The organism is Spirillospora sp. NPDC048819 (assembly GCF_040650055.1).
Lineage (GTDB): Bacteria > Actinomycetota > Actinomycetes > Streptosporangiales > Streptosporangiaceae > Spirillospora.
Map to the genome: position 1 here is coordinate 1 of NZ_JBEZGN010000036.1, position 22,811 is coordinate 22,811.

Sequence of the window (22,811 nt, forward strand, 5' to 3'; positions counted from 1 at the left end):
ACATCGACATCCGGCCGCGCCAGCGTCGGCATGAACCCCTGCACGAACGTGCTGTAAGTCTCATTGATCATCCGCTGCGACTCCGCGGCGATCGTACTGAACACCAGCGAACTCTTCCCCGAACCCGACACCCCCGTGAACACCGTCAGCCGACGCTTCGGAATCTCGATGCTGACGTCCTTGAGATTGTTCTCCCGCGCACCCTGCACGCGGATCAGGTCGTGGCTGTCGGCAGCGTGCAGCGCGGGCGGGTGCGTGTCCGTGCTCATTGTTCTCCATCGACTCTGGGCGGACGCGTGTGTGCGGGGTCATGGCAGCGAACCCCGGAAGGTTCAGTGCTGCTGCTCCTGGATACGGATCAGGTTGCCCGCGGGATCGCGGACGGCGCAGTCGCGAACACCGTACGGCTGATCGGTCGGCTCCTGGGCGATCTCGGCGCCGCCGGCCTGCAGCCGTTCGAAGGCGCCGTCGAGGTCGGCGGTGGCCAGGTTGATGCCGGCGTAGGTGCCCTTGGCCATCATCTCGGTGATGGTGCGGAGTTCGTCGTCGGTGATGCCGGCCCCTTCGACCGCCGGGGGCTCCAGGACGATGGACGTGCCGGGCTGGCCGGCGGGACCGACGGTGATCCAGCGCATTCCGCCGTATCCGACGTCGCCGCGGACTTCGAAGCCGAGGAGGTCGCGGTAGAAGGCCAGGGAGGCGTCCGGGTCGTTGTGCGGAAGGAAGCTCGAATGAATGGTGAATTCCATGGCGCTCACGCTAGGTGGGGCCCGCCGGCCGGCGCTTCTCGATTCCTGATCGGTCGGGTCACCTGTTTCGCGACGCACGGCGGCATCCCCGCCGTCGCGCGGGTCGCCTCGGCGCGGAAGACGCTCGGCGGCACGCCGACCAGCTCGGTGAAGCGCGTGCTGAAGGTGCCCAGCGACTGGCAGCCGACCTCGAAGCAGACGTCGGTGACGCTGAGGTCGCCGCGGCGCAGCAGCGCCATCGCGCGTTCGATGCGCCGCGTCATCAGGTAGGAGTACGGCGATTCGCCGTAGGCGAGGCGGAACTGGCGGCTGAGGTGCCCGGCCGACATGTTCACGCCGCGGGCGAGGGCCTCCACGTCCAGCGGCTGCGCGTAATCACGGTCGATCCGGTCGCGGACGCGGCGCAGCCGCGCGAGGTCGCTCAAGTGCGGCGCCGAGGCGGATCTGCTGGTCACATCCGACATCGTACGTCGCACCCGGCGCCGACCCTCGTGTTCAGAGCCGAGGGAAGTCCCAGTCCGCGCGCAATCGGGTGAGGGCGGTGCGGGCCCGAGGGGCATCCCTTCCGCATCGCCGAAGGGCGACGGGCGCCTGCCGGGCGGCGGTCAGTCGAGGGGGACGACCGGGGCGGGTGCGGTGATCTTCGCGTTCACCGCGCCGAGGCGCTCGATCTCGACGGTGACGGCGTCGCCCGGCTGTAGCCAGGGGTGTTTCTCCGCGCCGTGCAGGGAGGAGAGTTCCAGGAGGCAGCCGGTGCCGACGGTGCCGCTGCCGATGATGTCGCCGGGGCGCAGGCGGGTGCCGCGTGAGGCGTAGGCGAGCATCTGGCCGAACGACCAGTGGATGTCGGCCCAGGACCCGCCGCCCTGGCGGACACCGTTCACCGAGGCCGACATCGCCAGGTCGTAGCCCCGTCCCGACCGGCGGTCGCCGAGTTCGTCGGGTGTCACCAGGAAGGGGCCGAGGGAGGTCGCGCCGTCCTTGCCCTTGGCCGGGCCGAGGCCGACGCGGGATTCCACGCCCTGGACGTCGCGGGCGCTCCAGTCGACGAAGATCGTGTACCCGGCGATGCACGCCTCCGCCTCGGCCGGGGTGAGGTCCGCTCCCGGGCGGCCGACGATGGCGGCGACCTCGACCTCGTAGTCGAACTTCTGCGAGCCCGGGGAGACCGGGACGTCGTCGCGGGGTCCGCGCACGGCCGCCGGGTTGGTGAAGTAGAAGACCGGCTGGGAGTACCAGACGGGGTCGACGTCGCGGCCGAAGGCGGCGGAGGCGTTCTTGGCGTGTTCCTCGAACGACAGGAAGTCCCGCACCGAGGGTGGTTCCGGCACCGGGGCGCGGAGCCGGGCCTCGGCCAGGGGCAGCGTCTCGGCGGGTGCCGACCGGACGCGTTCGCCGGCCGCCGGGAGGTCGTCCAGCAGGTCCGGCAGTTCGGCGTCCAGGCCGTGGACGACGTCGTCCACGAGCAGCCCGGCCCGGTCGGTCCCGGCGGCCGGGGAGGTGTAGGTCAGCCAGCGCATCAGCGACTCCTTGGGCGAGGCAGCCGATAGGGCCGCCGTCGAAGGCGACCGTGTCGGGCCAGATTACGGTCAGGTCCAGCCGGGTTCCCTGCGGCCGCCCTTCCAGTTCGCTGTAGGCGCTGTGCAGGCCGCCGACCAGGGGCGCAACCCGCGTCTCATCGTCCGGCCACGACCGGGCTCCCAGGTGGTCAGCGTCCGTGGGCGGAGGGAAGCCGGACCTCGAACAGCGCGCCGCCCTCGGGCGCGTCACCGACGGTGATCTGCCCGCCGTGCGCCCGGACCACATCGTGGGTGATGGCCAGGCCGAGGCCGGCGCCGCCGTCGTCGCGGCTGCGGGACTCGTCCAGCCGGACGAACCGCTCGAAGATCCGCTCACGGTCGTCCGGCGGCACCCCGGCGCCGTCGTCGGCGACCCGCAGGACCGCCATGCCGTCCTGGGCGCCGAGGCGCACGCGAATCCCGGCGGCCGCGTGCCGTTCGGCGTTGTCGAGGAGGTTGGACAGGACGCGGGCCAGTCTCACGCGGCTGCCCGGGACACTGGGCGCTTCCGCGACGTCGGCCTCGATGGCGAGATCGCGCGCGCCCGCGGGACGGCGCCGCAGTTCGTCGCGCACCAGTTCGGCCATGTCCACCGGCTCCGGCGAGACGGGACGCTCTCCGGCGTCGAGGCGGGCGAGCAGCAGCAGGTCGGCGGCCAGGTGCTGGAGCCGGACGACGTCGTCGGTCAGTTCGGCCACGTCCAGCAGCCGGGGATGCGCCGCGGCCACCTCCAGCTGTGTGCGCAGCGAGGCGATGGGGGTGCGCAGCTCGTGCGCGGCGTCGGCGACGAACCCGCGCTGCCTCGTCACGGAGCGTTCCAGCGCGGCCAGGGTCTGATTCGTCGTGCCCGCCAGTTCGGCCACCTCGTCCCGCGATCTGGGCACCGGGACCCGGCGGGTCAGGTCGCCCGAGGACGTGATCTCCGCCAGCTCGCCGCGGATGGCCGCCACCGGGCGCAGCGCGCGCCGGGTGACCAGCCAGGTCACGCCGGCCACCACGCCCAGGAGGGCGGGCAGGCCGAGGAGCATCGCGCGGCCCACCGCGGCGACCGCGTCGCGCGAGGTGGCGAGGGTGGCGCCCGCGTGCACGGTGACGGTCTCGCCGGCGGGGGTGGTCGCCTCCACCGCCGCGAACCGGTAATCGGTGGTCCGGCCGTCCACGGTGGCGCGGCCCGTGGCATGCCAGGCCCCGTCGGAGACGCGGCCGGGGCGAGGATCCTCCTCGTCCAGGTCGTCGTCGTCCTCCCCGGACAGGACGCCGGCGGCCCTCGACCCGAGCGCCGTGGCGGGATCGCCCAAGCCGCTGACGGCCTGCAGGTCTTCGCTCACCGCCCTGACGCGGCCGGAGGAGTCCGCGATCTGGACCGGGCGCTCCTCGGCGTCGTCCAGGTCCAGCCGGTCGTAGGGGGTGCCGGCGGCGAGTTCGGCGGCGATCTCGCGGGCGGTCATCTCGGCTCGCAGATCGGCCTGTCCGGCGAGGTTCGCCCGCAGGAGGGACACCACGATCAGCCCCGCGGCGGCCAGCGCCGCGGCGACCACGGCGGTCGCGCCCACCGTGGTGCGGGCGCGCACCGAGCCGTACAGGCGCGGCATCTAGGCGCTCCCACCGGGTCGCACGGCTCCCCCGTTGGTGTCCAGCCGGTACCCGGCGCCGCGCACCGTGGTGATCGATCTGCAGCCGAAGGGGGCGTCCAGCTTGCGGCGCAGCGCGCTCACGTAGACCTCGACGATGTTGGGGTCGCCCTCGAAAGCGCCGTCCCAGACGTGCTGGAGGATCTGCGTCTTCGACACCACCAGGCCCGCGTTGGCCGCCAGGTGCTCCAGGACCGCGAACTCTTTGGCGGTGAGTCTCACCTGGACGCCGGCCCGCAGGACGCGCATGGCGGCGGGGTCGATGGTGAGGTCGCCGAGTTCGATGAGGGGTGCGGCGCCCCGGGTGCGGCGCCGCAGCAGGGCCCGGATGTGGGCGAGCAGCACCACGTAGGAGAACGGCTTGGTGAGGTAGTCGTCGGCGCCGGTGTCGAGCCCTTCGGCGTGATCGTATTCGCCGTCCTTGGCGGTGAGCATCAGGATCGGGGTGTCGTCGCCCGCGGCGCGCAGGGCCGAGCAGACCCGGTATCCGTTCATGCGGGGCAGCATGATGTCGAGCAGGATCAGGTCGTAGTCGTTCTCCAGCGCCCGGTCCAGGCCGGTGGCGCCGTCATGCACCGTGTCGACCGCGAAGCCCTCGGCGGCCAGCCCGTCCGCCAGCGACCTGGCGAGCCGTTTCTCGTCCTCGACGATCAGTAGGCGCATGTCCCCAGGCTGCCAGAGATTCTTGAAGGCGACTTCAATGTTCTGCCAGTTGCGGTCCAAATAGGCCGCCGGCGGGCATTCCCCGGAGGGTGCCCCTGCCGGGGGCTTATCATGCGCCACGGATATTCCTGCATCGCTCGCTTGCGAGTAATGCGGACAGATCGGGAGCAATTCATGAAATTTACCGCCAGAAATGCGTTGTCAAGGCAGTGGCTGCCGCTTGCGGCCGCGCTCGTGGCGGGCACGGTGATCGGAGCCGTGACCGCTGTCGCGGCCACCGACCGCGACGACGACGATCAGCGGTTCACCACGCGCATCACCGCCCGGCAGGCCGCCGATGCCGCACTGAAGGCGATCCCCGGCGGCCACATCGAGGGCCTGGAGGTCGACTACGACGGACGGAGTCTGCTCTGGGAGGCCGACGTGCTGGCCGTCGACGGCGCCTGGCGGGAGCTGCACCTCGACGCCGGCGACGGCCACGTGGTGGCCGACCAGATCGACCGGCCCGAGGTGGGCGAGGACGGCGACGACTGCGATGACGCCAAGCCCGGCGGCGGCGCCTCGGTCCTGGCGGCCCAGGCCGCGGCGCTGCGATCGGCGAAGATCACCGCGTCCCGGGCCGCGCAGATCGCGCTGAACGAAGTGTCCGGCATCATGACCTCGGCGGACTTCGAGCATCGCCGCACGGCGCACGTCTGGGAGGTCGACATCACCACCGACAGCGGAACGGAGCACAAGCTGAGGGTGGACGCCGCCTCGGGCAGGATCATCGCGAACATCCCCGGCGAGGGCGACGGCTGATCTATCCGGCACCGGCGCCTCGGCCTCGGCGGCCCGGCAACTCGACCACGCGCTGGGCCTGACCGTAGAGGGCCGACCAGGCGGGCCGTCCCTGCCATGCGGGGATAACCCGCACGCGTGTCACTTCACCCGCGCCGGGCTGAGCCACCACGCCGGCCGGTAGCACCTTCACCCGCAGGCTGCGGCACTCCGGGCAGATCGGATCGGCCCACGGGGGTTGAACGAGCACTCCGCTCGACCGCCAGGCGGTCGCGTCGCCGCAATACCGCGCCTCGTACAGGTCCTCCCACGAACGCGAGCAGTGCAGGCAGTGGAAGCGCCATTTCTCGGTGACGGTCTGAACATTGCGTCCGCGCCTTTCTGAACACTGCGCACGCATATGTGGGGCCACAGTGGACCACATGAGGAGATGACGGACTTCAGAACGCGGCAGGCCGGTCACTCCCTCCGCGACGGGACTTCTCATATGAGGGACGCCCAGGCGAAATTCCATCCGCTTCTCCCCGCTTTCGTGTGCGGCGTTCCTTCGACGGACCTCACGATGGCGGACGTCCCTGAGTCCAGGCTGAAGCTTGCTGAACTCTCCTTCAGAGCGACCCAATTAGGAACATTTCGACAAAAAGGCGGACGGTCGCCCCTGCATGCGGACCACCGCGTCGCGGACCGGGAACCGCTCTGGTCTTGCCGGCGATCGCGGAGCCACCCGCGTCGCCGGTCAGCGCGCTGAGCACCGTCCCCTGAACGGCGGGGGCCGCCGCTCCCGGCGCTCTATCCCTTGGGGTCCAGGGTCAGCTGTCCGGGTTCGAGCGCGTCTCCGCATGCCGTGCAGTGCACCTCGGCCATGAACTCATGCCCGCACGAGTGGTCGAACCGTACGGGGTCTTCGCCGTCTCTGACGTACTCGTGACCCCAGCGCTTGAGGGTGAGCAGCACCGGTGACAGCGCCCGTCCCGCTTCGGTGAGCCGGTACTCGTAGCGCTGCGGCCGCCGGCTGTACTGCTCGCGGGCGATCACGCCGTGCTCGACGAGTTTCCGCAGTCGTGTGGCGAGGATGTCGCGGGGAGCGCCGGTGTTGCGCGCGATCTCGGTGAACCGCCGCTGCGCGTAGAAGAGCTCGCGCACCACGAGCAGGCTCCACCGGTCGCCGACGACCTCCAGCGCGTCGGCGATCGTGCAGTCCCTGGGCGCCTTCTCCGCGGGTGCTGTCGGCATGCGCACATCATCTCCCAAGTGGGTTGTGTTTTCAAACCGACTACGCGAGCATACCCCTAGTTTGAAATTCCAACTCACTTCGGAGGAACCGTGTCCGCTGCCGTGATCGATGCCGTCACGCGGATCATGCGGGAGGCCGGCGGGCTCGCCGACGCCACCGTCATCGAGTCGCCGGACCGCGGATGAGCACCCGTGTGGCCGTCCCGAAGGCGGAGGTCCCGCACGAGGCCGCCACCAGGACCACGGCACTGCTGTGCGTGGCCGCGTTCATGACGATGCTGGACCTGTTCATCGTGAACGTGGCGTTCGAGTCGATCGGCGAGACCTACTCCGGAGCCTCCCTGGCCGGGCTGAGCTGGGTCCTCAACGCCTACATCGTCGTGTACGCCGCGTGCCTCATCCCGGCGGGGAGCCTGTCCGACAGGTACGGGCGCAAACAGGGATTCCTCTTCGGGCTGGGGTTGTTCACGATCGCCAGCCTCGGTTGTGCGGCGGCTCCCACGCTGGAGTTGCTGATCGCCTTCCGGGTCGCCCAGGCGGCCGGCGCGGCGGTGCTGACCCCGGCGAGTCTCGGGCTGATCCTCAGCGTGCTCCCCGAGGCGCGTCGTGCCGGCGCCGTGACGGTCTGGGCCACCAGTTCCTCGTTCGCAGGTGCGCTCGGGCCGGTCATCGGAGGTCTGCTCGCCGAGACCTCGTGGCGGTGGGCGTTCCTGCTCAACCTGCCCATCGGCGTGATCGCGCTCGTGGTGGCCGCACGCCTGCTGCCCAAAAGCGCGCCGTCCTCGCGCACGCGTGTTCCCGACCCGGTGGGCGCGGCCGCGATCGCGGTCGCGGTCGGCGCAATGTCGCTGGGCCTGGTGAGGGCCGACGACTGGGGATGGGGTTCGGCGCGGACGCTGCTGGCCGCCGCGATCACCGTGGTCGCCTTGGCGCTGCTGATCCACCGCGTCCGGAGGCACCCGGCGCCGGTGATGTCGCCGCGGCTGTTCCGCGTGCCCAGCTTCACCGTCGCCAACATCACGATCCTGATCTTCACCGCCGCCTTCAGCGCCGTCTTCCTGAGCGTGTCCCTGTGGCTGGCGACGGCGGCCGACTACGGTCCGCTACGGGCCGGGCTTGCCCTGACCCCCGGCCCGCTGGCCGTGCCGCTCTTCGCGGCCCTCACTCGGCGCTGGGCCGCGAGCGTGGCGCCCAGGTTCGTCGTGTCCGTCGGCCTCGCGATCTTCGGACTCGGCTCGATGTTCCTGGCGACCCAGGGCGGAGCGCATTACGCCACGGACGTCCTCCCCGGCTGGATCATCATCGGCGTGGGGATCGGGATCGCCATGCCGACGCTCATCGGCACCGCCACCGCCGACCTCGGCCCGGCGGACGCCACCACGGGCAGTGCGGTGGTCAACACCGCCCGCCAGGCGGGCTACGCCCTGGGAGTCGCCGGGCTCGTGGCGATTCTGGGAAGCCAGGCCACCCTGCGCACCGGTGACACCTACGAAAACGGCTGGATCTTCGTCACCGCACTGGTGCTCGTCAGCGCGGCGACCGCACTCCGGATCCGGCGCCACAAAGACCACCACGCGAAAGACAAGTGAGGAAACGATGACCACACGGCCACAGTTCATGACCGAAGCCACCGACCCCGACGTGCTCTCGCCGGAGGAGGGCGCGAGGATCCTCGCGGACGCCCCGTGGCGCCGGTTCGGCGTCTTCGGCGACAGCCTCTCGCTCGGCTTCGGGGACGCGACGCCGGGTTACGACGACCTGGGATGGCCGGCTCGGGTGCAGCGCGTGCTGCGGCGGGTCCATCCCGACCTCGCCTACATCAACACGGCGAGGGTCGGCGCGACCACCGCGCAGGCACTCCAGGAGCAGGCGGAGCGGATCGAGGAGTTCGGCCCGGATCTGCTGCACCTCAACAGCGGCGCGAACGACATCATGCGGCGCCGGCCCGACTGGGGCCGGATCGAGGACGACCTCCGCGCGATGTACGAATGGGCGGCCGGGACGGCCGCCCAGTTGAGCGTGTTCACGCTCGGCCGCGCCTTCGTGATCCCGGCCTTCCCCGACTTCGGCGACCGCGTCGCCCGCCTCAACGACATCACGCGCACGCTGGCCGCAGAGCACGACGCGGCCGTCGCCGACTGCTGGGATCACTCGCTGAACGACCGGCCGAACCTGCTCAGCGAGGACCGGATCCACTTCGCCACGACGGGACAGGCGGTCATCGCCAGCCTGGCGATAGAGGCCCTCGGAGCGCGCCCGCGCGAACTCGGACGCCAGGCCAGATGACCGGGCGGGGCCTATGTGTTCGAGCGGTTTCGGGGTGGCGCGCTCAGCGCGGTGAGAGTGGCCAGGAGCCCCAGCACCACCCACCCGGACGGTTGCAGGTCGTCCCCGGATACGAATGTCACCTCGACGAACCACGACACCATCAGGGCCGCCACCAGGACGGCGGCGTATCTGACGACGAAACGGCCGGCCGCCGCCGGTGCGCGCAGCGACCACACCACGGCCACCGGAACCGAGAGGAACACCACGCAGCTGAACAGCCACATCACGTACAGAGCCGGTTTCGCCGGTGAAGTGGTGTCGCTGGCCAGCACCTCGGCCGGCCAGCTCATGAAGGTGCCCTGGATCAGGTGGAATGCGGCCATGACCGCCGCGAGGACCGTGGTGCTCCACAGCAGCACCAGGCGACCCCGGCGACGGGCCGGTGGCGGCGTCTGCCGTTCCGGCCGGGATGGGCGGGCCAGCCAGGCCAGGACCGCAACCGGGGCGTGGAGCGCCCATGGCAGCAGCGACAGCGAGCCGAAGGAGCCGTCGGCCCAGAGAAGGACCAGCGCGGCCGCGGCGTAGAACACCGCCTGCGAGCCGTTCAGCACTGCGACGAAGCCCAGCACCGGCCTGGCCGCGGCCGCCGGCGCCTGCCGCAGGAGCAGCAGAACGACCGGACAGGTCCAGGCGATCGCCGACATGCCGTGCCACATCATCCGCAGTCCCTGCTGGGACTCGGCGGGGGTGTCGCCGGCCATCAGTGCGTCGATGGTCGGAGTCGCCTGAACGAAGGTGTGCAGCACTGCGAGGACCGCCGCCAGAGCCGCAGCGGCCCCCAGTGTCCACACCGGGGATGCGGGCGCCGTCGCGCTCCCGGGCGGCGTCACGGTTCTTGTCGAGGTGTTCATGCGTCCTCACCCTTCCGAGGCCCTTCGAGGGCAGTTACGGAACTATCGTTTCGGTACTCTTGTTCCGTATCATGAGGCCATGGCAGCGAGAAAGCAACCGGGTGGACGCCCCCGGGACAGTCGCGTGGATCACAAGATCCTGGAGACCACCCGCGAACTGATCGACGAGGTCGGCTACCCGGCCCTGACCGTCGACCAGGTCGCGGCCCGCGCCGGGGTGGGCAAGGCCGCGATCTACCGCCGCTACGCCTCCAAGGCCGAGATGGCCTTCGTCGCCGCCATGCACGGGCAACGGCCGCCTCCGCCCGCCGACACCGGCACGCTGCACGGAGACCTGCTGGCACTGGTCCGCGCGTTCCACGTCCGCATGGCCGCGCCGCTGGCCCGCCACCTGGCGCCGGCCCTGATGAGCGAGATGGCCGTCAACCCCGAACTGGACGCCCGCTTCCAGAACACCTTCCTGGCGGCCGAACAGGCCGAGTTCGCCGAGATCGTCCAGCGCGCCGCCGCCCGCGGCGAACTGGCCGGGCCGGTCGACCCCGCGATGGCCCACCTGCTGCTGCTCGGTTCCCTGGCGTCCGCCCTGTACATCCTGAACCTGCCCGTCGACGACGCGATGGTCACCGACCTAGCCACCGCCGCCACCGCCGGCATCACCGCCCTGGCCCACCAGCACAACGACCCCGACCAAACCGCCCAGCCGCACTGACCGCGCGATGAGTTCCGGCCGGGCCGCGGGTCTGTCCTGGTGTCGTAGGACGTCTACGACGCTGCCCGCCACGACTCACTACGGAGGACGCCATGGCGACCACTCCGGACGACCCGGCCACCGCGCCGGCCGGCCGCCCGCCCATCGTCGACCCCGCCACCTGGCAGGCCGCCCGGGACGAGCTCCTGGTCCGCGAGAAGGCCCACACCCGCGAGGGCGACGCCCTCGCCGCGGCCCGCCGCCGGCTGCCGATGGTGGAGTTCGACGGGACGGTCGAAGTCGTCGGACCCGACGGCCCGGTCCCGTTCCTGGACCTGTTCCAGGGCCGCGACGAACTCGTCGTCTACAAGCACATGTGGTACGACGGCGCGCCGCACCAGGGGCAGTGCGAGGGCTGCACCACCACGGCCTGGCACCTGCGGGACGCCGTCTACCTCAACACCCGCGGCGTCTCGTTCGCCATTGTGACCACGGGCCCGTGGGACGAGGTGGCCCCCTACGTCAAGTTCATGGGCTACACCCAGCCCTGGTATTCAGTACGCGACGTGGACGCGCCGGTCGGCGGAGAAATGGGGTACCTCACCTGCTTCCTGCGCGACGGCGACCGCGTGTTCCTCACCTACTCCACGACGGGCCGCGGCAACGAGCGGGTCAACGGGTCCATGGCCCTGCTCGACATGACGCCCTACGGCCGGGGCGAGGCATGGGAGGACACCCCCGAGGGCTGGCCCGAGGGGCGCGGCCCGAGCTGGTCGTGGCGCTTGGACGCCGACGGCAACCCCACCTGGGGCCCGACCGGCCGCCCTGTGCCGCAATGGACCCGCCCCGGCGCGACCCCCGTGGAGACGCTCGGCCGGCATACCCACCACCACTGACGCGCCGTCGTCGGCGGCGTCCGCCGAAGGTTCTGCGGCTCACCCCTCCCGTCGCGCGGAGACCGGTCATCACATCCAGCACCGGGTCGCGGATGTTCCGTCCGGGCACGCACATGGAGGCGGCGCGGCGGGAGACGGGGGCGCAGACGTCGGCGGCCCCGCCCTGGACGGGCACGTCCGCCGACGTCTCCGCGGCCGAGCGCTGCCGCAATGGACCTCCGCCAGGGGGTCAGGGGTGGGCGAGCGCCTGCTCGGCGTCCTTGGCGGGCCCCGTGCCTTCGGCGTCCTCGGTGACGGCCTGGTCTTCGGGACGCGGGGTGTTCATCAGAACGGCGACGATCAGCGCACCGGCCAGGAGGATCCCCGCGGCCCAGGTGCCGGCCGTCACGAAACCTTCCAGCATCGCCTGCTTGGCCAGGGCCGGGCTTCCGCCCTGCGCGGCGTGCGAGGCCAGGTACCCCGCGGTCGCGCTGGTGGCGATGGTGTTGAGCAGCGCCGTGCCGATCGAGCTGCTGATCTGCTGCGCGGTGTTGACGGTGGCGGAGGCCACGCCGGCGTCGCGCTGGTCGACGCCGTGGGTGGCGTAGTTGAAGGCCACCGGCATGATCATGCCCGCTCCCACGCCGAGCAGGAGTCCCGAGACGAGCACGCCCTCGACGTAGCCGGTGCCGGTCTCCATGGTGCGCAGCCACAGCATGCCGGAGGCGATGAGCAGCATGCCCGGCACGATCAGCATCCGCGGCGGAAGCTTGGGCAGCAGCCGGGCGGCGAGCCCGCCGGCCGACATCAGGACCGCCACGGTCATCGGGAGGAAGGCCACGCCCGTCCTGATCGGCGAGTATCCCTTCACGACCTGCAAGTAGTAGGTCAGGAACAGGAACGCCCCGAACATTCCGACCATGGCCAGTCCCACGCTCAGATAGGCGCCGCCGCGGGTGCGGTCGGCGATCAGGCGCGGCGGCAGCATTGGCTGCGGCACCCGGCTCTCCACGAGGGCGAACGCGGCGAGCAGCACCGCGCCGCTGGCCAGCAGGCCGACGACCTGCGCCGAACCCCAGCCGTCGGACTCCGCCCTGCCCGTGCCGTACACGACCGCGACCAGCCCGCCGGTCACCAGCAGCACGCCGGGAATGTCGAACCGGGCCCGGCCCGCGTGCCGCGACTCGGTCAGCACCGCGTACCCGCCGATCGCCGCGATCAGGGCGATGGGGATGTTGATGTACAGGCACCAGCGCCAGTCCAGGTAGTCGGTCAGCGCCCCGCCGGCCAGCAGCCCGATCGCGCCGCCCACGGCGGTGACGGCGCCCCAGATCCCGAACGCCTTGGCGCGCTCCTTGGGCTGGGTGAACGTCACCGTCAGCAGCGACAGCGCCGACGGCCCGAGCAGCGCGGCGAACCCGCCCTGCAGGGCACGGGCGATGAGCAGCATCTCGAAGTCGGCAGCCGCGCCGCCGAGCGCCGATGCGCCCGCGAAGCCGAGCAGTCCGATCAGGAAGGTCCGCTTGCGGCCGGTGTAGTCGGCGATCCGGCCGCCGAGCAGCAGCAGGCTGCCGAACGCCAGCGTGTACCCCGTGATGATCCATTGCCGGTCGCCGTCGGAGATCCCCAGGTCCCGCTGGAGCGACGGCAGCGCGATGTTCACGACCGTCCCGTCTAGAACGATCATGAGCTGGGCCAGACCTATAAAGAACAGCGCGGCCCAGCGGCGCGAGGTGGGCCTCTGAGCCTGCGCCTTCGTGGTTGCCATGACTTCGTCCTCACTCGTGGAGTCGCGTGCCGCGCGGATCGTTCGCGCGGCCCTGACGAACACGAGATGCCGACGGCCCGCTCCCTGTAACAGCGCCGGTCGTGTGACGTGGGTCATTGCGCGTGGGGTGTTACAAAGCGGTGGGGAGCGGCGTCTAGTGCGTGTGGCGGAACCGAGGTCGAACAGGCGGGAGCCAGGCATGACCCAGCGCAGCGAACGGACTACGGACCCAGCCGGGCCGCTCGATCACGCCGACCGCGTGGATTCGGCCACCGAGGTGTTCGTCGCCCACCGCAACCTGCTGTTCACCGTCGCCTACGAAATGCTCGGTTCAGCCGCCGACGCCGAAGACGTCCTGCAGGAGACCTGGCTGCGATGGGCCGACGTCGACCTGGCCACCGTGCGGGAACAGCGCGCCTACCTGGTGCGGATCGTCACCCGGCAGGCCCTCACCCGGCTCCGCGCGCTCGGCCGCCGCAAGGAGTCCTACGTCGGGACCTGGCTGCCCGAGCCACTGCTGACCGCACCCGACGTGGCCGAGGACGTCGAACTGGCCGACAGCGTCTCAATGGCGATGCTGCTGGTGATGGAGACGCTTCAGCCCACCGAGCGGGCCGTCTTCGTGCTCCGCGAAGTGTTCGATCTGCCCTATGACGAGATCGCCGAGGCCGTCGGCAAGAACCCCGCGGCGGTCCGCCAGATCGCCCACCGGGCGCGAGCACACGTCGCCGCGCGGCGGCCGCGCGGCGTCACCTCCCCGGCCGAGGCCCGCGCCGCGCTCGCGGCGTTCCAGCGCGCGGTCGAAACCGGTGACCTGCAGCGCTTCCTCGACATCCTGGCGCCGGACGTCGTCGCCCTGAGCGACGGCGGCGGAATCAGGCATGCCCTGCTCCGGCCCATCGTGGGGGCCGACAAGGTGGCACGCCTCCTCGCCGCAGGCTGGTGGAGGCGCGACGCCGAAAGGTCGGTCGAGCCGGTACAGATCAACGGCGGCCCGGGGCTGCTCGTCCGCGTCAATGGGGAGATCGACGGCGTGGTGGCGGTGCGGATCGAGAACGGCTACATCACCGGCGCCTACCACGTGCGCAATCCCGAGAAGCTGTCGCGTGTAGAGCACGAGACCACCGTGAGCCGCTGACACCGCAACGAGCCTCGCCCTCGCCCTGGCCCTCGCCCTCGCCCTGGCCCTCGCCCTGGCCCTCGCCCTGATCCTCGCCCCGGCCCTGGCCAACCAACGGAGCGCATCATCCGCGACCACCCCGTCGCTCACCGCCGGTCACTTGCAGGTCCTCCTCCGGGCGCCGACCAGCCGCTGCCCGCGTCCGCCACGAACGCACCGACCCCGCAGACACCCGTGCCCCGGTGATGGTGAAAGCCGCGTTCGCCTACCTCCTCGCCGCACAGGCCACCTGCCCCAGCACCGACGGCGCCCGCTCCTTCGGAGCTCTACTCGACGACGCCTCGGGTGCTGTCACCCCGGCCTGAAACCGGCATGACAGCCACTCCCTCGGGCACCGGGCCGCCGGCTTCGTCCGGGTCCGGGTCGTCCAAGGCCGTTCTTGAGCAGCTCGGCGCAAATGGTCACCGCCGACGGCCTTCGCGCTCTCGGGCCGTCGCCCCCAAAATCTCCTGGCGCCGTGCCGTCTGTGCGCTCAGCCAGTCCCGCCACGACGGCTCGGGGCGGCGGCTCAGCACCGCGAGTTGGTTGGGCGCCATGTCGTTGACGTCCTTCCGGACGTCGTAGCCCGCGATCGTGAGGATCTCGGCGATCGCGTCCTGCATCGCGCGCGACGCTCCGCCGGAAAGCCTGATGGACGGGTCGTCCGGCCCACGGCCTTCGCTCAGGGCGTCCATGGCGGCCGCTCTCATTACGTAGCGGACCTCCCAGTGGACCAAGACGCCGCCACCCTCGTCGTTGAGCGGGTCGACCGTCACCCGGGCGCCCGCGCTGACCGACGCGTCGGCGTCCTCCGGGACGACGGGGAGGCCCGCGGCGCTCAGCTCGTCCCGGACCGCAGTGGCGAGTTCAGCGCGCCGGGCCAGGGTGTCGGCGTCGGCGCGCTGCGGCTCCCAGGTCACGCCGACCGGCGCCGAGAGGGACGGACGCGCACGGCAGGGCCCGCAAGGCCGGCAGTGCCGCCGCGGTTGCGATCGAGCAGGGGCATCGCCAGATCGTAGCCGTAGCCGGTTGAACCAGCGTGGAAGTGGGCTGAATGCGCTAGTCCTCGATGGGATCGATCTGGGACGTGCCGCGCGGGACGGTCTTCTGGCTGCCCGGGCCGAACGGAGCCGAGAAGACCAGGGCCGTGCGTATCCGACCCCGCTGATCCCCGCGGACGGCTGTGAGGAGCGGATCGCGGGACGCGATCTGGCGAAAGTCCCGACGGGGTCCGCGGGGTGACCGGGCAGCACTCCGCGGTGGACGGGCCGCGTTGGTTGAGCAGAAGCCGGTCTCAGCCAGAACTACGCGGTGGCGCAGCGGGCGACGAACCACAGGGCCCTGACGCGGAGTGGGCTCGGGGACGGTATGCCCGGACGAGTGGGGCGGGCCTGGTGTACTCGCCGGAGGGGCGGACGTACGAGTGTCGCGCGCCCGCAGAGTGGAACGGTCGGATCGGTGCGGGCCGCCGCCGGGCCCGGGGCTTGGGTGCGGCGTGGGATGGAAGTCCTCGGCGTCCGCTCGGTGGGGCCCTTGGTAGGGGGTTTTGGAGGCGGGCCTGTCGGGCTCGCCGCTTGTCAGGTCGCAGGACGCCCATTCGCCTCGGGGGTCACCGGCCTCGAACAGCAGCGGCGTGGGCCGGTCGGCAAATTCAGCGGCGATAGAACGTCTTGGTGGGGCGATCCGCAGCGCATCGCCCCAGGCCGGGCCCGCCGCGGCGCCGTTTACGGCGTCCTGCCCGGGAGACGTAAGAAAACGGAAATCGCCTGCCGCCATAGTGATCCCAACGCAGGCCACCAGGGCAGACAGGTCGACAGAAGCCGGTCCTGTTCGCCTGGGGCAACGGATAGATCAACGCGGGAGGAAGAACGATGACACGAGAGCTGGTCTACACCGGATTCATGTCGCTCGACGGTGTGGTGGACTCGCCGGGAGGGGAGAGCGAGGGCCACCGCAGCGGCGGTTGGGTGATGCGGACCGAGTTCGTGCCGGAGGCGTACTCGCTCAAGGCGGAGGAGCTGGCCGATACCACCGCCCTGATGTTCGGACGTCGCAGCTACGAGGTCTTCGCGCCGATCTGGCCCGGATCCGAAGACCACGCGGCCTACAAGAATCTTCCCAAGTACGTCGTGTCCACCACGCTCAAGGACGATGATCTGATCGACGACTGGGGTCCGATCACGATCCTGCGCTCGGTCGAGGACGTCGCGGCGCTCAAGCGAGAAGAGGGCGGGTCGATCTTCATCCACGGCAGCGCGGAACTGGCCCGGCGCCTGGCCGAAGCGGACCTGATCGACCGGTACAACCTGCTGGTGTTCCCCGTGCTGCTGGGAGCCGGGAAGAGCATCTTCAGCCGCGAGGATCGGGACGAGCTGAATCTGAAGCTCCGGGATTCCGCCACCTACTCCAACGGTGTCGCAAAGCTCGTCTACGACGTGATGCGGTAAGCGTCCTGTCTCAGGAGAGTTGACGCACCCGGCAGCCACTGACCCGGGTGCGCCAACTCGACTGAGACGGCCACGTGCAAGGAGTCCGTCGTAGCCCCTGACGAGTCAGAGCACTGAGTTCAGCGTGTCAGGACGTGTCGGAGGGCGGGCTTGCCGCTTGACAGACGGGGACGTCGGCACCTGGAGGGAGGGGGCGGAGCACGGTGGGCAACTTGAAGGGGCTCAGGCAGTGCGAGCCCTTCTGGGCGGTGCGGCCCTTGCTAGGCGGTGCGGGCGGATGTGGAGGCGTCCTTGCTGGGGGCGCGCGGGAGGAGCCAAGGCGGGTGAGGGTGGGACGCGAAAGCCCCCGGGCCGTGTGGGGTCACGGTTCGGGGGCTCTGCTCGTGATCTCAGGCCAGGTCGAGCGTCCCGCCCTTCACGCGACCCGCGAACGCCTGCCACGCGTCGGCCCCGAACACCAACTTCGGCCCATCCGGGTCCTTCGAGTCCAGCACCGCCACCGAGGCCGCCGCCCTCAAGTCCGCCACCTCGACGCACTGCCCCCCGGTGTTGTCACTACGAGTGCTCTCACGCCACGCCATATCCGGCTTCGGGATCATGGATGCCACCTCACCGCAGGGGCCCCCTCAAGAGTCGCTCCGAGGGCTTTCCTGCCACTCCACAGCCCGCAATGGGGGCCAGTGAGCAAACTTCCACGCATGATCCCCCGGAAGAGTCACTGTGACTGCTCTTGCGCCAGCGGACGACGTTAGCGGCCCACATATTCACAACTCCTCCATCACACCAAGGAGTGGTGGGCGCTCATCCCCGGCGGGACGCAGCGGAAGATCGTCAACGCGCCCGACCCCGACGACCTCATCCAGGCCGTCGTCACTGGAAGAGCGGGAGCCGCGCGGCGGGGAGCTGAGGGGCGCCTCCCGGCCGCGCTGCATCTTGTGGGTTACCCGTTGGGGCGGGTTTTGAGAGCGGCCACTTCGAACCGCGCAGCCTCGTGGCCGGTCTCCGCCTGACGGTCCGGCAGTACTCACCGCGGACGAAGAGGCGTTCGGCTTTCGCAAGATTGCGGCAGTGTGCTCAACTCCGTCCTTTATGCAGGCAAGTGTCATCGAGAAGGACCCGTTTATGGTGCATATTGTGCCGTAGAACCACTCCATCCGGAGGGCACGTGGCCATAGGACGGGGCCCGGATCCCCTGACGGGTGCCCGGACAATCATCTGGTACGCCAACCTTGGGAGGTTGCGGAAGTAGGAGTAGTGTGGGCACGATCCTTCCGACTCCGAATAGAACTTCCGATGCGTCTGCCGCGGCAAGGTGTTGCTGCGGCAGACGCATCGGACAGACACTTAACGCAATGCAGGTAAGCATGGTGATGGTCAAACAGAATGGGTACGCACTCACTTTCGTCGAGTATCACCAGTTTTTGTTGCAAGCGCACTTGGACCCTCCACAGTCCTGGGATGTGACCAACGCGTTGGTCACACCTTGCCCGAGAGCTGGCGCCACCGTGCACACCGGCATCGCCGGCGGCTACGTCGCCGTAGCTACCGAAGCACACGACCAGGCGCCTCCGGTGCAGGCAGATGTCTGGGAAGAAGTCGCCGAAGTCACTGTTCAGGTACCCGAGAGTGACCTGGTGGTGGCCACGCTGGACGGCGATGGACCGGACCTGCCCCCACTCAACACCGCCGGGCCCGGGCCTTGCAGAGTCCGGGTGCACGCACGCGGCCGGGATACCGCCATCGATGCGGTCATGACCGAACCCGTCGAGCACTACCTACTGCAGTGCTGGCCTGCCCCAGCTGCACCTGAGGCCATTCACAAACAGACCGATAATTACGGCGCAGAGCTACGCGAGGCAGCAGAAGAGACGGGCCAGCGAGCCTCAAGCAGAAAGCCTGATCATGGATCGGGCAGTGGGACAGATCCTTAGTGCGTGTTTGAGAAGGATCTTGTTATTGGTATTCGAGGGGGCGCGGGCCTTGCCGGACGGCGGGCTGTCCGCCCCGTGCCAGGCGACGGGTCATAAGGCCAATGGCGTCCACCGGATCATGGCTTCGCTGGTGACGGGCTCACGTTCATAGTGGCGGGCCAGCCGCGGTGTGCGGTCAGCTATGCCAGCGACCGCCCGGCGGCGCGGAAGCACGGTGGCCCCTTCTGGTCTGCTGGGGTTGCGGACGATGCTCAGGGTGGTGCGCAAGGTTCCGCAGGCCCAGCCGACCAGGCATCCGGCAAATCCGGCGTCAGCGAACACAAACCGGCAGCGCGGCAAGGTGAGATACATGCCCAGCAGCGTGCCTTTGGTGCCGTCCCGGTCCTGCACGCTCGCCGCGCACCCCGTCACCGTGATGAGCAGGCCGGGAGTATCGGTGACAATGAAGCGCTTGCGTCCGGCCACCATCTTGCCCGCGTCGTACCCGCGCGTTTCACGGCCTACGGCGTCGGCCGCCTTCACGCTCTGGGCGGCGATGATGCCCGCGCTGGGATCGGCGTCGCGGCCTTCGCCCTGGCAGACCTGCCACCGCAGCGCGTCCAGCGTCCACAGCGTGACCGGCTGCTCCTCTCACCGCACGAAGTACCAGTAGACGGGCTGCCGGGGCGGGAAGTCCGCCGGCAGTTGCCGCCACGAGCACCCGGTGTCCACCACGTACAACACCGCGTCCACCAGGTCACGGCGCGGACGCTTCTCCGGGCGGCCAACGCTGCCGGCCGATGGCATTCAGGACTTGAGGACCGGTGCAATCCGCAACCGCGCGGCGTCGATGGCCGCTGGGCGCCAGCGCAACAGCCGCGCTCGCCGCGCGGACACACCAGGAGACCGCGATCGACGCAACGTGCCCCGACATCCCCTCCATGCCAAACCCGGCTCACGCAGTGACCATCGCCGAACTGCAGGAGCGGTTCAACGGCGTCGTCTGCTGGTGGGGCATCTCCACCAAGGAGTGGTGGGCGCTCATCCCCGGCGGGACGCAGTGGAAGATCGTCAACGCGCCCGACCCCGACGACCTCATCCAGGCCGTCCTCAAAGCCCGTCCCAACGGGTAACCCACAAGACGCAGCGCGGGCGGGCGCCCCTAGCCAACCAGGTTGAGCCCGTAGTGCCCGATTGCCTAGCAGGGCTCGGTGGTCGGGCCGGTCTTGGCGAGGCAACCGTCGATCAGATGGGGCCGGTTCAACTTGGTTGGGCACGGTAGTCGATCACGTGCAGGTCGGTGACGAAAGCGGTCGGGGCGCCGTCCGCCGCGCGCCCGATCCACGTCGGGTATGCGCCGTCGCCCCAGCCCGAGTAGTACGCGACGATGTTCATTCGCGTCGCCGGGTCGCGTATGTCGGTGATGTAGGCGCCGTCGAGACGCTCGACCAGAAGACCGTCGGACGTGGCGAGGTTGCTCAGCGCTCGCCCGGCGGACGCGTCGAGGAACGCTCCCGTGCCGGTGTCCACGCCGAAGCCGTAGAAGTGGTCCGGCTCGAGCTCGCCGGGGTCCTGGCCGGGCTGGAGGGCCAGTTCCCACCGGACCGCCGGAGCCGTGCGGATGGCGACCTTGACGGCCGCGACCATGGAGTAGGTCTGCTCTGAGTCGCCTTGGTACCGGACCAGCGAGACCCACACCGGATAACGCCCCGGCGCCACGGTGACGGTGAAGGGTTTCTCGTAGCCGGGGTCACCCCCTTGAACGAACGGGTCGCAGGCGATGAGCTTCCCGCTCGGCACGTCGAGCCTGCCGGCTTGACGGGTCTCGATGGTGCCCGGCCTACCCGCCGAGGTGACGGCTCTGCCGGGCTCGAAGAGGTCGTCGAAGCCCGCCGTCCGGAGCGGAGGCACCTCGCGGGCGCTTCCCTCGTCCTGGGCCGGCGTCCGGTCCAGCGCGGCGAACGGGGTGAGGGCGGCCACCGCCAGCGCGAGCACGGCAACGAAGACCGCAAGTTCCCTACGGCGTTCGGGACGGAACACAATGCCGATCCATCGTCCGGCGTGGGACGCCCACTTCATCTGTGCTCCTGCGGGTTTGTGGCCGGAAGCCTAACAACAGCGTCATCGTGGCTCGACCTGGGTATCGGCTATTCGGAGAGCGTGCCTCCGAGGCCGGTGCGACCCGCGGGAGTGGCGACGAGTTCGACGCTGGTACCGCCGCGCGTCTGCTCGCCCAGCACATTGGCGACCGCGTCGGTCACCCCGGCGACGAGCCGTGCCGCGATCTCTTTGCCGTCGGGGCGTGTCAGGGCGGCCTCGCGGATGCCGAAGGTGATCGCGGGTGCGGCATCGTCGACGGCCCTTCCTCCAATGGCCCAGCGTCCCTGCGGTACGCCGTCCAGATGGATGACCACGAGGTCGCGGGCCCACTCGCCGTACACCTGGACGACGGCATCGGTCAGGGCGTCGATCAGGGCCGGCTCGTTGCCGGCGAGTTCGGCCTCCGGTACGCGTGCGGTGAGATGTGGCGTAGTCATCCCTTCTCTAGGACGCCAGCGACGAGATGACGACGGCCCAGGCCGTACGGGCGATGCTGCTCCTGATGCCGCGGCTGGTCGGACGGGCGAAGCGAATGCCGATCCCGGCCGCCCTGCGCGGACTGGACCTCGCTCCCCGGCACCTCGCCCTGCTGGCCTACCTGCAGTACGAGGGGCCACTGACGGTGAGCCAGCTGGCCGACCGGCTGGAAGTAGCGCCAACCACCATCAGCCTCATGGTCGGCGACCTGTCCCGTCACGGCGTCCTGACGCGGGAGGAGGACGACGCCGACCGGCGACGCAGAATCGTTGCGATCGCACCGGACTTCGCGGCCGCGATCGCAGAATGGCTTTCCGGCAACGCCAGCGCTTGGACCGAGGTGCTGGCCGCGCTCACGCCCGCCGAACGAGCCACGATCGTCGCCACGATGCGCGCCTACGAAGCCGTCCTGGAGAAGCACGCGGGCACCTGATCCGCCTTCTGGGCTCGACCGCGGCAACCTCGCCGCCACCGCCGGCCCGGCGCGGTCACTCGGAGGCGGGGCGTGGGCGTGCCAGGGTGGTCGCGAGGTGGACGAGCATGGCGGCGAACGTCAGCGTCCAGGCGGTGAGCGCCACCCAGATCTCCGTCTCGCCGATGACGCGGACGATGGGCAGCTCGTCGGCGGTGCCGAGGTAGTGGCCTGCGAGTCCGTACATGCCGAGGGGGAAAACCACGCTCCACAGCGTCGCGTCGTAGCGCAGCGGGACCCGGTGGGTGATGTGGCGCCACCAGCCGGCGGCGACCAGCGGCGGGATCAGCCAGGTGCCGAACGCCCACACCACGACGGACGTGCCGGCGATCAGGCCGCGGGTGGCGGTGACCATCGGGGTGTCGGCCATCTGCACGATCCGGGCCCCCGCGAGGACGGTGATCGCGGTGGCGCCCATCGCCACCCAGTACGGCGGGGTGAGGTCGACCGGGCGCAGCGGGTAGAGGAGCATGCGGGCGGCGACGAACACGCCGGCTCCCGCGTAGAGGAACATGCCGACCGACCAGGAACCCACCGCGAGCACGGCCAGCTCGTGGCGGCCGAACCCGACGACCGGTTCGAGGACGGCGGCGAGCACCGCGACGGACTGGCTGGCCACCACCCAGATGAACCAGGTGCCGTTCGCCCCTGCCACGACCGGGCGTTCCGCGCGTCCGAGGACCGCCGTCCACGGGACCACGTAGCCGAGGACGATCCAGGCCAGGCAGCCGACGACGAGCAGAGCGAACGCGGTCGTCTTGTGGTCGGCGGCGACCAGGCGGGTGCCGAGGACGTTCGTGGCGGCGACGAAGGTGAAGAACCCGAAACCGCGCCTCGGGTCGGTGAACTCCGTCTTCAGTTCGGTGCGGAAGGCGATGACCCGCCAGGCGGTCAGGACGACCAGGACGGCGTACCCCGCTGCGGCCAGCCACAGCAGCACCGTGGAGAGAGTGGTCAGTCCGTGGGTGGTGACCCCGATCGACAGGATCCCGGTGCCCATGACGAATGCGAAGTAGCCCGGGTTGAGGGTGGCTACCGCCTGTTCCACCGCGGCGAGATGGGCACCGGCGCGGCTGCGAATCACGGCAGTACCGTACTCCGATCTTCCGCGACGGCGGAGG

General features: G+C 70.3%; 27 protein-coding genes and 1 pseudogene. 11 read left to right on the forward strand and 17 right to left on the reverse strand.

Annotated features, from left to right (window positions below):
- The 6 genes and pseudogenes from AB0C35_RS35320 to AB0C35_RS35345 form a co-directional block, all read right to left on the reverse strand.
- Positions 1 to 269, reverse strand: a pseudogene (locus AB0C35_RS35320) (excinuclease ABC subunit UvrA); the annotation flags it as partial.
- Between the two features lie 63 nt (positions 270 to 332).
- On the reverse strand, positions 333 to 749 hold the full coding sequence (locus AB0C35_RS35325) for a VOC family protein (protein ID WP_358465901.1): 417 nt from the start codon (positions 747 to 749) through the stop codon (positions 333 to 335).
- Positions 750 to 754: 5 nt separating this feature from the next.
- On the reverse strand, positions 755 to 1,213 hold the full coding sequence (locus tag AB0C35_RS35330) for a helix-turn-helix transcriptional regulator (RefSeq protein ID WP_358465903.1): 459 nt from the start codon (positions 1,211 to 1,213) through the stop codon (positions 755 to 757).
- A 141-nt stretch (positions 1,214 to 1,354) separates the two neighbouring features.
- On the reverse strand, positions 1,355 to 2,269 hold the full coding sequence (locus tag AB0C35_RS35335) for a fumarylacetoacetate hydrolase family protein (protein WP_358465905.1): 915 nt from the start codon (positions 2,267 to 2,269) through the stop codon (positions 1,355 to 1,357).
- Between the two features lie 188 nt (positions 2,270 to 2,457).
- Entirely contained in the window at positions 2,458 to 3,900 is a 1,443-nt protein-coding gene (locus tag AB0C35_RS35340) for a HAMP domain-containing sensor histidine kinase (protein WP_358465907.1), read from the reverse strand.
- Positions 3,901 to 4,602, reverse strand: coding sequence for a response regulator transcription factor (locus AB0C35_RS35345; RefSeq protein ID WP_358465909.1), 702 nt, complete (start codon positions 4,600 to 4,602; stop codon positions 3,901 to 3,903).
- Positions 4,603 to 4,776: 174 nt separating this feature from the next.
- Here AB0C35_RS35345 and AB0C35_RS35350 point away from each other — a divergent pair, with 174 nt between their 5' ends.
- Complete coding sequence (locus AB0C35_RS35350; RefSeq protein ID WP_358465911.1) at positions 4,777 to 5,403, forward strand: DUF2613 family protein; 627 nt, start codon at positions 4,777 to 4,779, stop codon at positions 5,401 to 5,403.
- Positions 5,404 to 6,171: 768 nt separating this feature from the next.
- Here AB0C35_RS35350 and AB0C35_RS35355 read toward each other — a convergent pair.
- Positions 6,172 to 6,615: a helix-turn-helix domain-containing protein gene (locus AB0C35_RS35355; protein ID WP_358465913.1), complete on the reverse strand. Its 444-nt coding sequence runs from the start codon at positions 6,613 to 6,615 to the stop codon at positions 6,172 to 6,174.
- A gap of 182 nt (positions 6,616 to 6,797) precedes the next feature.
- Between AB0C35_RS35355 and AB0C35_RS35360 the strand changes: the two genes are divergently transcribed.
- The gene (locus AB0C35_RS35360; RefSeq protein WP_358465915.1) at positions 6,798 to 8,204 is read left to right on the forward strand and encodes an MFS transporter; all 1,407 of its coding nucleotides are present in this window, start codon (positions 6,798 to 6,800) and stop codon (positions 8,202 to 8,204) included.
- Positions 8,205 to 8,211: 7 nt separating this feature from the next.
- Positions 8,212 to 8,901, forward strand: a complete 690-nt coding sequence (locus tag AB0C35_RS35365; protein WP_358465917.1) for an SGNH/GDSL hydrolase family protein — start codon at positions 8,212 to 8,214, stop codon at positions 8,899 to 8,901.
- Positions 8,902 to 8,912: 11 nt separating this feature from the next.
- Here AB0C35_RS35365 and AB0C35_RS35370 read toward each other — a convergent pair whose 3' ends face one another.
- On the reverse strand, positions 8,913 to 9,794 hold the full coding sequence (locus tag AB0C35_RS35370) for a hypothetical protein (protein WP_358465919.1): 882 nt from the start codon (positions 9,792 to 9,794) through the stop codon (positions 8,913 to 8,915).
- A gap of 124 nt (positions 9,795 to 9,918) precedes the next feature.
- On the opposite strand from AB0C35_RS35370, the gene AB0C35_RS35375 reads away from it, so the two are divergent.
- Entirely contained in the window at positions 9,919 to 10,503 is a 585-nt protein-coding gene (locus AB0C35_RS35375; protein WP_358465921.1) for a TetR/AcrR family transcriptional regulator, read from the forward strand.
- 92 nt (positions 10,504 to 10,595) lie between these two features.
- Complete coding sequence (locus AB0C35_RS35380) at positions 10,596 to 11,378, forward strand: DUF899 domain-containing protein (RefSeq protein ID WP_358465923.1); 783 nt, start codon at positions 10,596 to 10,598, stop codon at positions 11,376 to 11,378.
- Positions 11,379 to 11,607: 229 nt separating this feature from the next.
- Here AB0C35_RS35380 and AB0C35_RS35385 read toward each other — a convergent pair whose 3' ends face one another.
- Positions 11,608 to 13,125 (reverse strand): MFS transporter, encoded by a 1,518-nt coding sequence (locus AB0C35_RS35385; protein WP_358465925.1) that lies wholly within the window; start codon positions 13,123 to 13,125, stop codon positions 11,608 to 11,610.
- Positions 13,126 to 13,324: 199 nt separating this feature from the next.
- Between AB0C35_RS35385 and AB0C35_RS35390 the strand changes: the two genes are divergently transcribed.
- Both AB0C35_RS35390 and AB0C35_RS35395 read left to right on the forward strand, forming a co-directional pair.
- On the forward strand, positions 13,325 to 14,263 hold the full coding sequence (locus AB0C35_RS35390) for an RNA polymerase sigma-70 factor (protein ID WP_358465927.1): 939 nt from the start codon (positions 13,325 to 13,327) through the stop codon (positions 14,261 to 14,263).
- Between the two features lie 224 nt (positions 14,264 to 14,487).
- Complete coding sequence (locus AB0C35_RS35395; protein ID WP_358465929.1) at positions 14,488 to 14,610, forward strand: hypothetical protein; 123 nt, start codon at positions 14,488 to 14,490, stop codon at positions 14,608 to 14,610.
- Positions 14,611 to 14,706: 96 nt separating this feature from the next.
- Here the strand turns inward: AB0C35_RS35395 and AB0C35_RS35400 are convergent, their stop codons facing one another.
- Positions 14,707 to 15,204, reverse strand: a complete 498-nt coding sequence (locus tag AB0C35_RS35400) for a hypothetical protein (protein ID WP_358465931.1) — start codon at positions 15,202 to 15,204, stop codon at positions 14,707 to 14,709.
- 951 nt (positions 15,205 to 16,155) lie between these two features.
- Here AB0C35_RS35400 and AB0C35_RS35405 point away from each other — a divergent pair.
- Positions 16,156 to 16,731 carry a dihydrofolate reductase family protein gene (locus AB0C35_RS35405; RefSeq protein WP_358465933.1) on the forward strand — a complete coding sequence of 192 codons (576 nt, stop codon included), beginning with the start codon at positions 16,156 to 16,158 and terminating at the stop codon, positions 16,729 to 16,731.
- Between the two features lie 389 nt (positions 16,732 to 17,120).
- Here the strand turns inward: AB0C35_RS35405 and AB0C35_RS35410 are convergent, their stop codons facing one another.
- A complete protein-coding gene (locus AB0C35_RS35410; protein WP_358465935.1) occupies positions 17,121 to 17,330 on the reverse strand; it encodes a DUF397 domain-containing protein in 210 nt (69 codons plus the stop codon).
- 10 nt (positions 17,331 to 17,340) lie between these two features.
- A complete protein-coding gene (locus AB0C35_RS35415; protein WP_358465937.1) occupies positions 17,341 to 17,493 on the reverse strand; it encodes a DUF397 domain-containing protein in 153 nt (50 codons plus the stop codon).
- A gap of 590 nt (positions 17,494 to 18,083) precedes the next feature.
- Between AB0C35_RS35415 and AB0C35_RS35420 the strand changes: the two genes are divergently transcribed.
- Positions 18,084 to 18,662: a hypothetical protein gene (locus AB0C35_RS35420; protein ID WP_358465938.1), complete on the forward strand. Its 579-nt coding sequence runs from the start codon at positions 18,084 to 18,086 to the stop codon at positions 18,660 to 18,662.
- A 90-nt stretch (positions 18,663 to 18,752) separates the two neighbouring features.
- Here AB0C35_RS35420 and AB0C35_RS35425 read toward each other — a convergent pair whose 3' ends face one another.
- Entirely contained in the window at positions 18,753 to 19,274 is a 522-nt protein-coding gene (locus AB0C35_RS35425) for a transposase (RefSeq protein WP_358466125.1), read from the reverse strand.
- A gap of 18 nt (positions 19,275 to 19,292) precedes the next feature.
- Positions 19,293 to 19,448, reverse strand: coding sequence for a transposase (locus AB0C35_RS35430; protein WP_358465940.1), 156 nt, complete (start codon positions 19,446 to 19,448; stop codon positions 19,293 to 19,295).
- 155 nt (positions 19,449 to 19,603) lie between these two features.
- Here AB0C35_RS35430 and AB0C35_RS35435 point away from each other — a divergent pair, with 155 nt between their 5' ends.
- Positions 19,604 to 19,774, forward strand: a complete 171-nt coding sequence (locus AB0C35_RS35435) for a hypothetical protein (protein ID WP_358465941.1) — start codon at positions 19,604 to 19,606, stop codon at positions 19,772 to 19,774.
- A gap of 127 nt (positions 19,775 to 19,901) precedes the next feature.
- Here AB0C35_RS35435 and AB0C35_RS35440 read toward each other — a convergent pair whose 3' ends face one another.
- Positions 19,902 to 20,720 (reverse strand): DUF4241 domain-containing protein, encoded by an 819-nt coding sequence (locus tag AB0C35_RS35440; protein WP_358465942.1) that lies wholly within the window; start codon positions 20,718 to 20,720, stop codon positions 19,902 to 19,904.
- 68 nt (positions 20,721 to 20,788) lie between these two features.
- A complete protein-coding gene (locus tag AB0C35_RS35445; RefSeq protein ID WP_358465944.1) occupies positions 20,789 to 21,178 on the reverse strand; it encodes a tautomerase family protein in 390 nt (129 codons plus the stop codon).
- A gap of 26 nt (positions 21,179 to 21,204) precedes the next feature.
- On the opposite strand from AB0C35_RS35445, the gene AB0C35_RS35450 reads away from it, so the two are divergent.
- Positions 21,205 to 21,651: a MarR family transcriptional regulator gene (locus tag AB0C35_RS35450; RefSeq protein WP_358465946.1), complete on the forward strand. Its 447-nt coding sequence runs from the start codon at positions 21,205 to 21,207 to the stop codon at positions 21,649 to 21,651.
- Positions 21,652 to 21,706: 55 nt separating this feature from the next.
- On the opposite strand, the gene AB0C35_RS35455 is transcribed toward AB0C35_RS35450, so the two are convergent.
- Positions 21,707 to 22,774 (reverse strand): tellurite resistance/C4-dicarboxylate transporter family protein, encoded by a 1,068-nt coding sequence (locus AB0C35_RS35455; protein WP_358465948.1) that lies wholly within the window; start codon positions 22,772 to 22,774, stop codon positions 21,707 to 21,709.
- Positions 22,775 to 22,811: the final 37 nt, after the last annotated feature.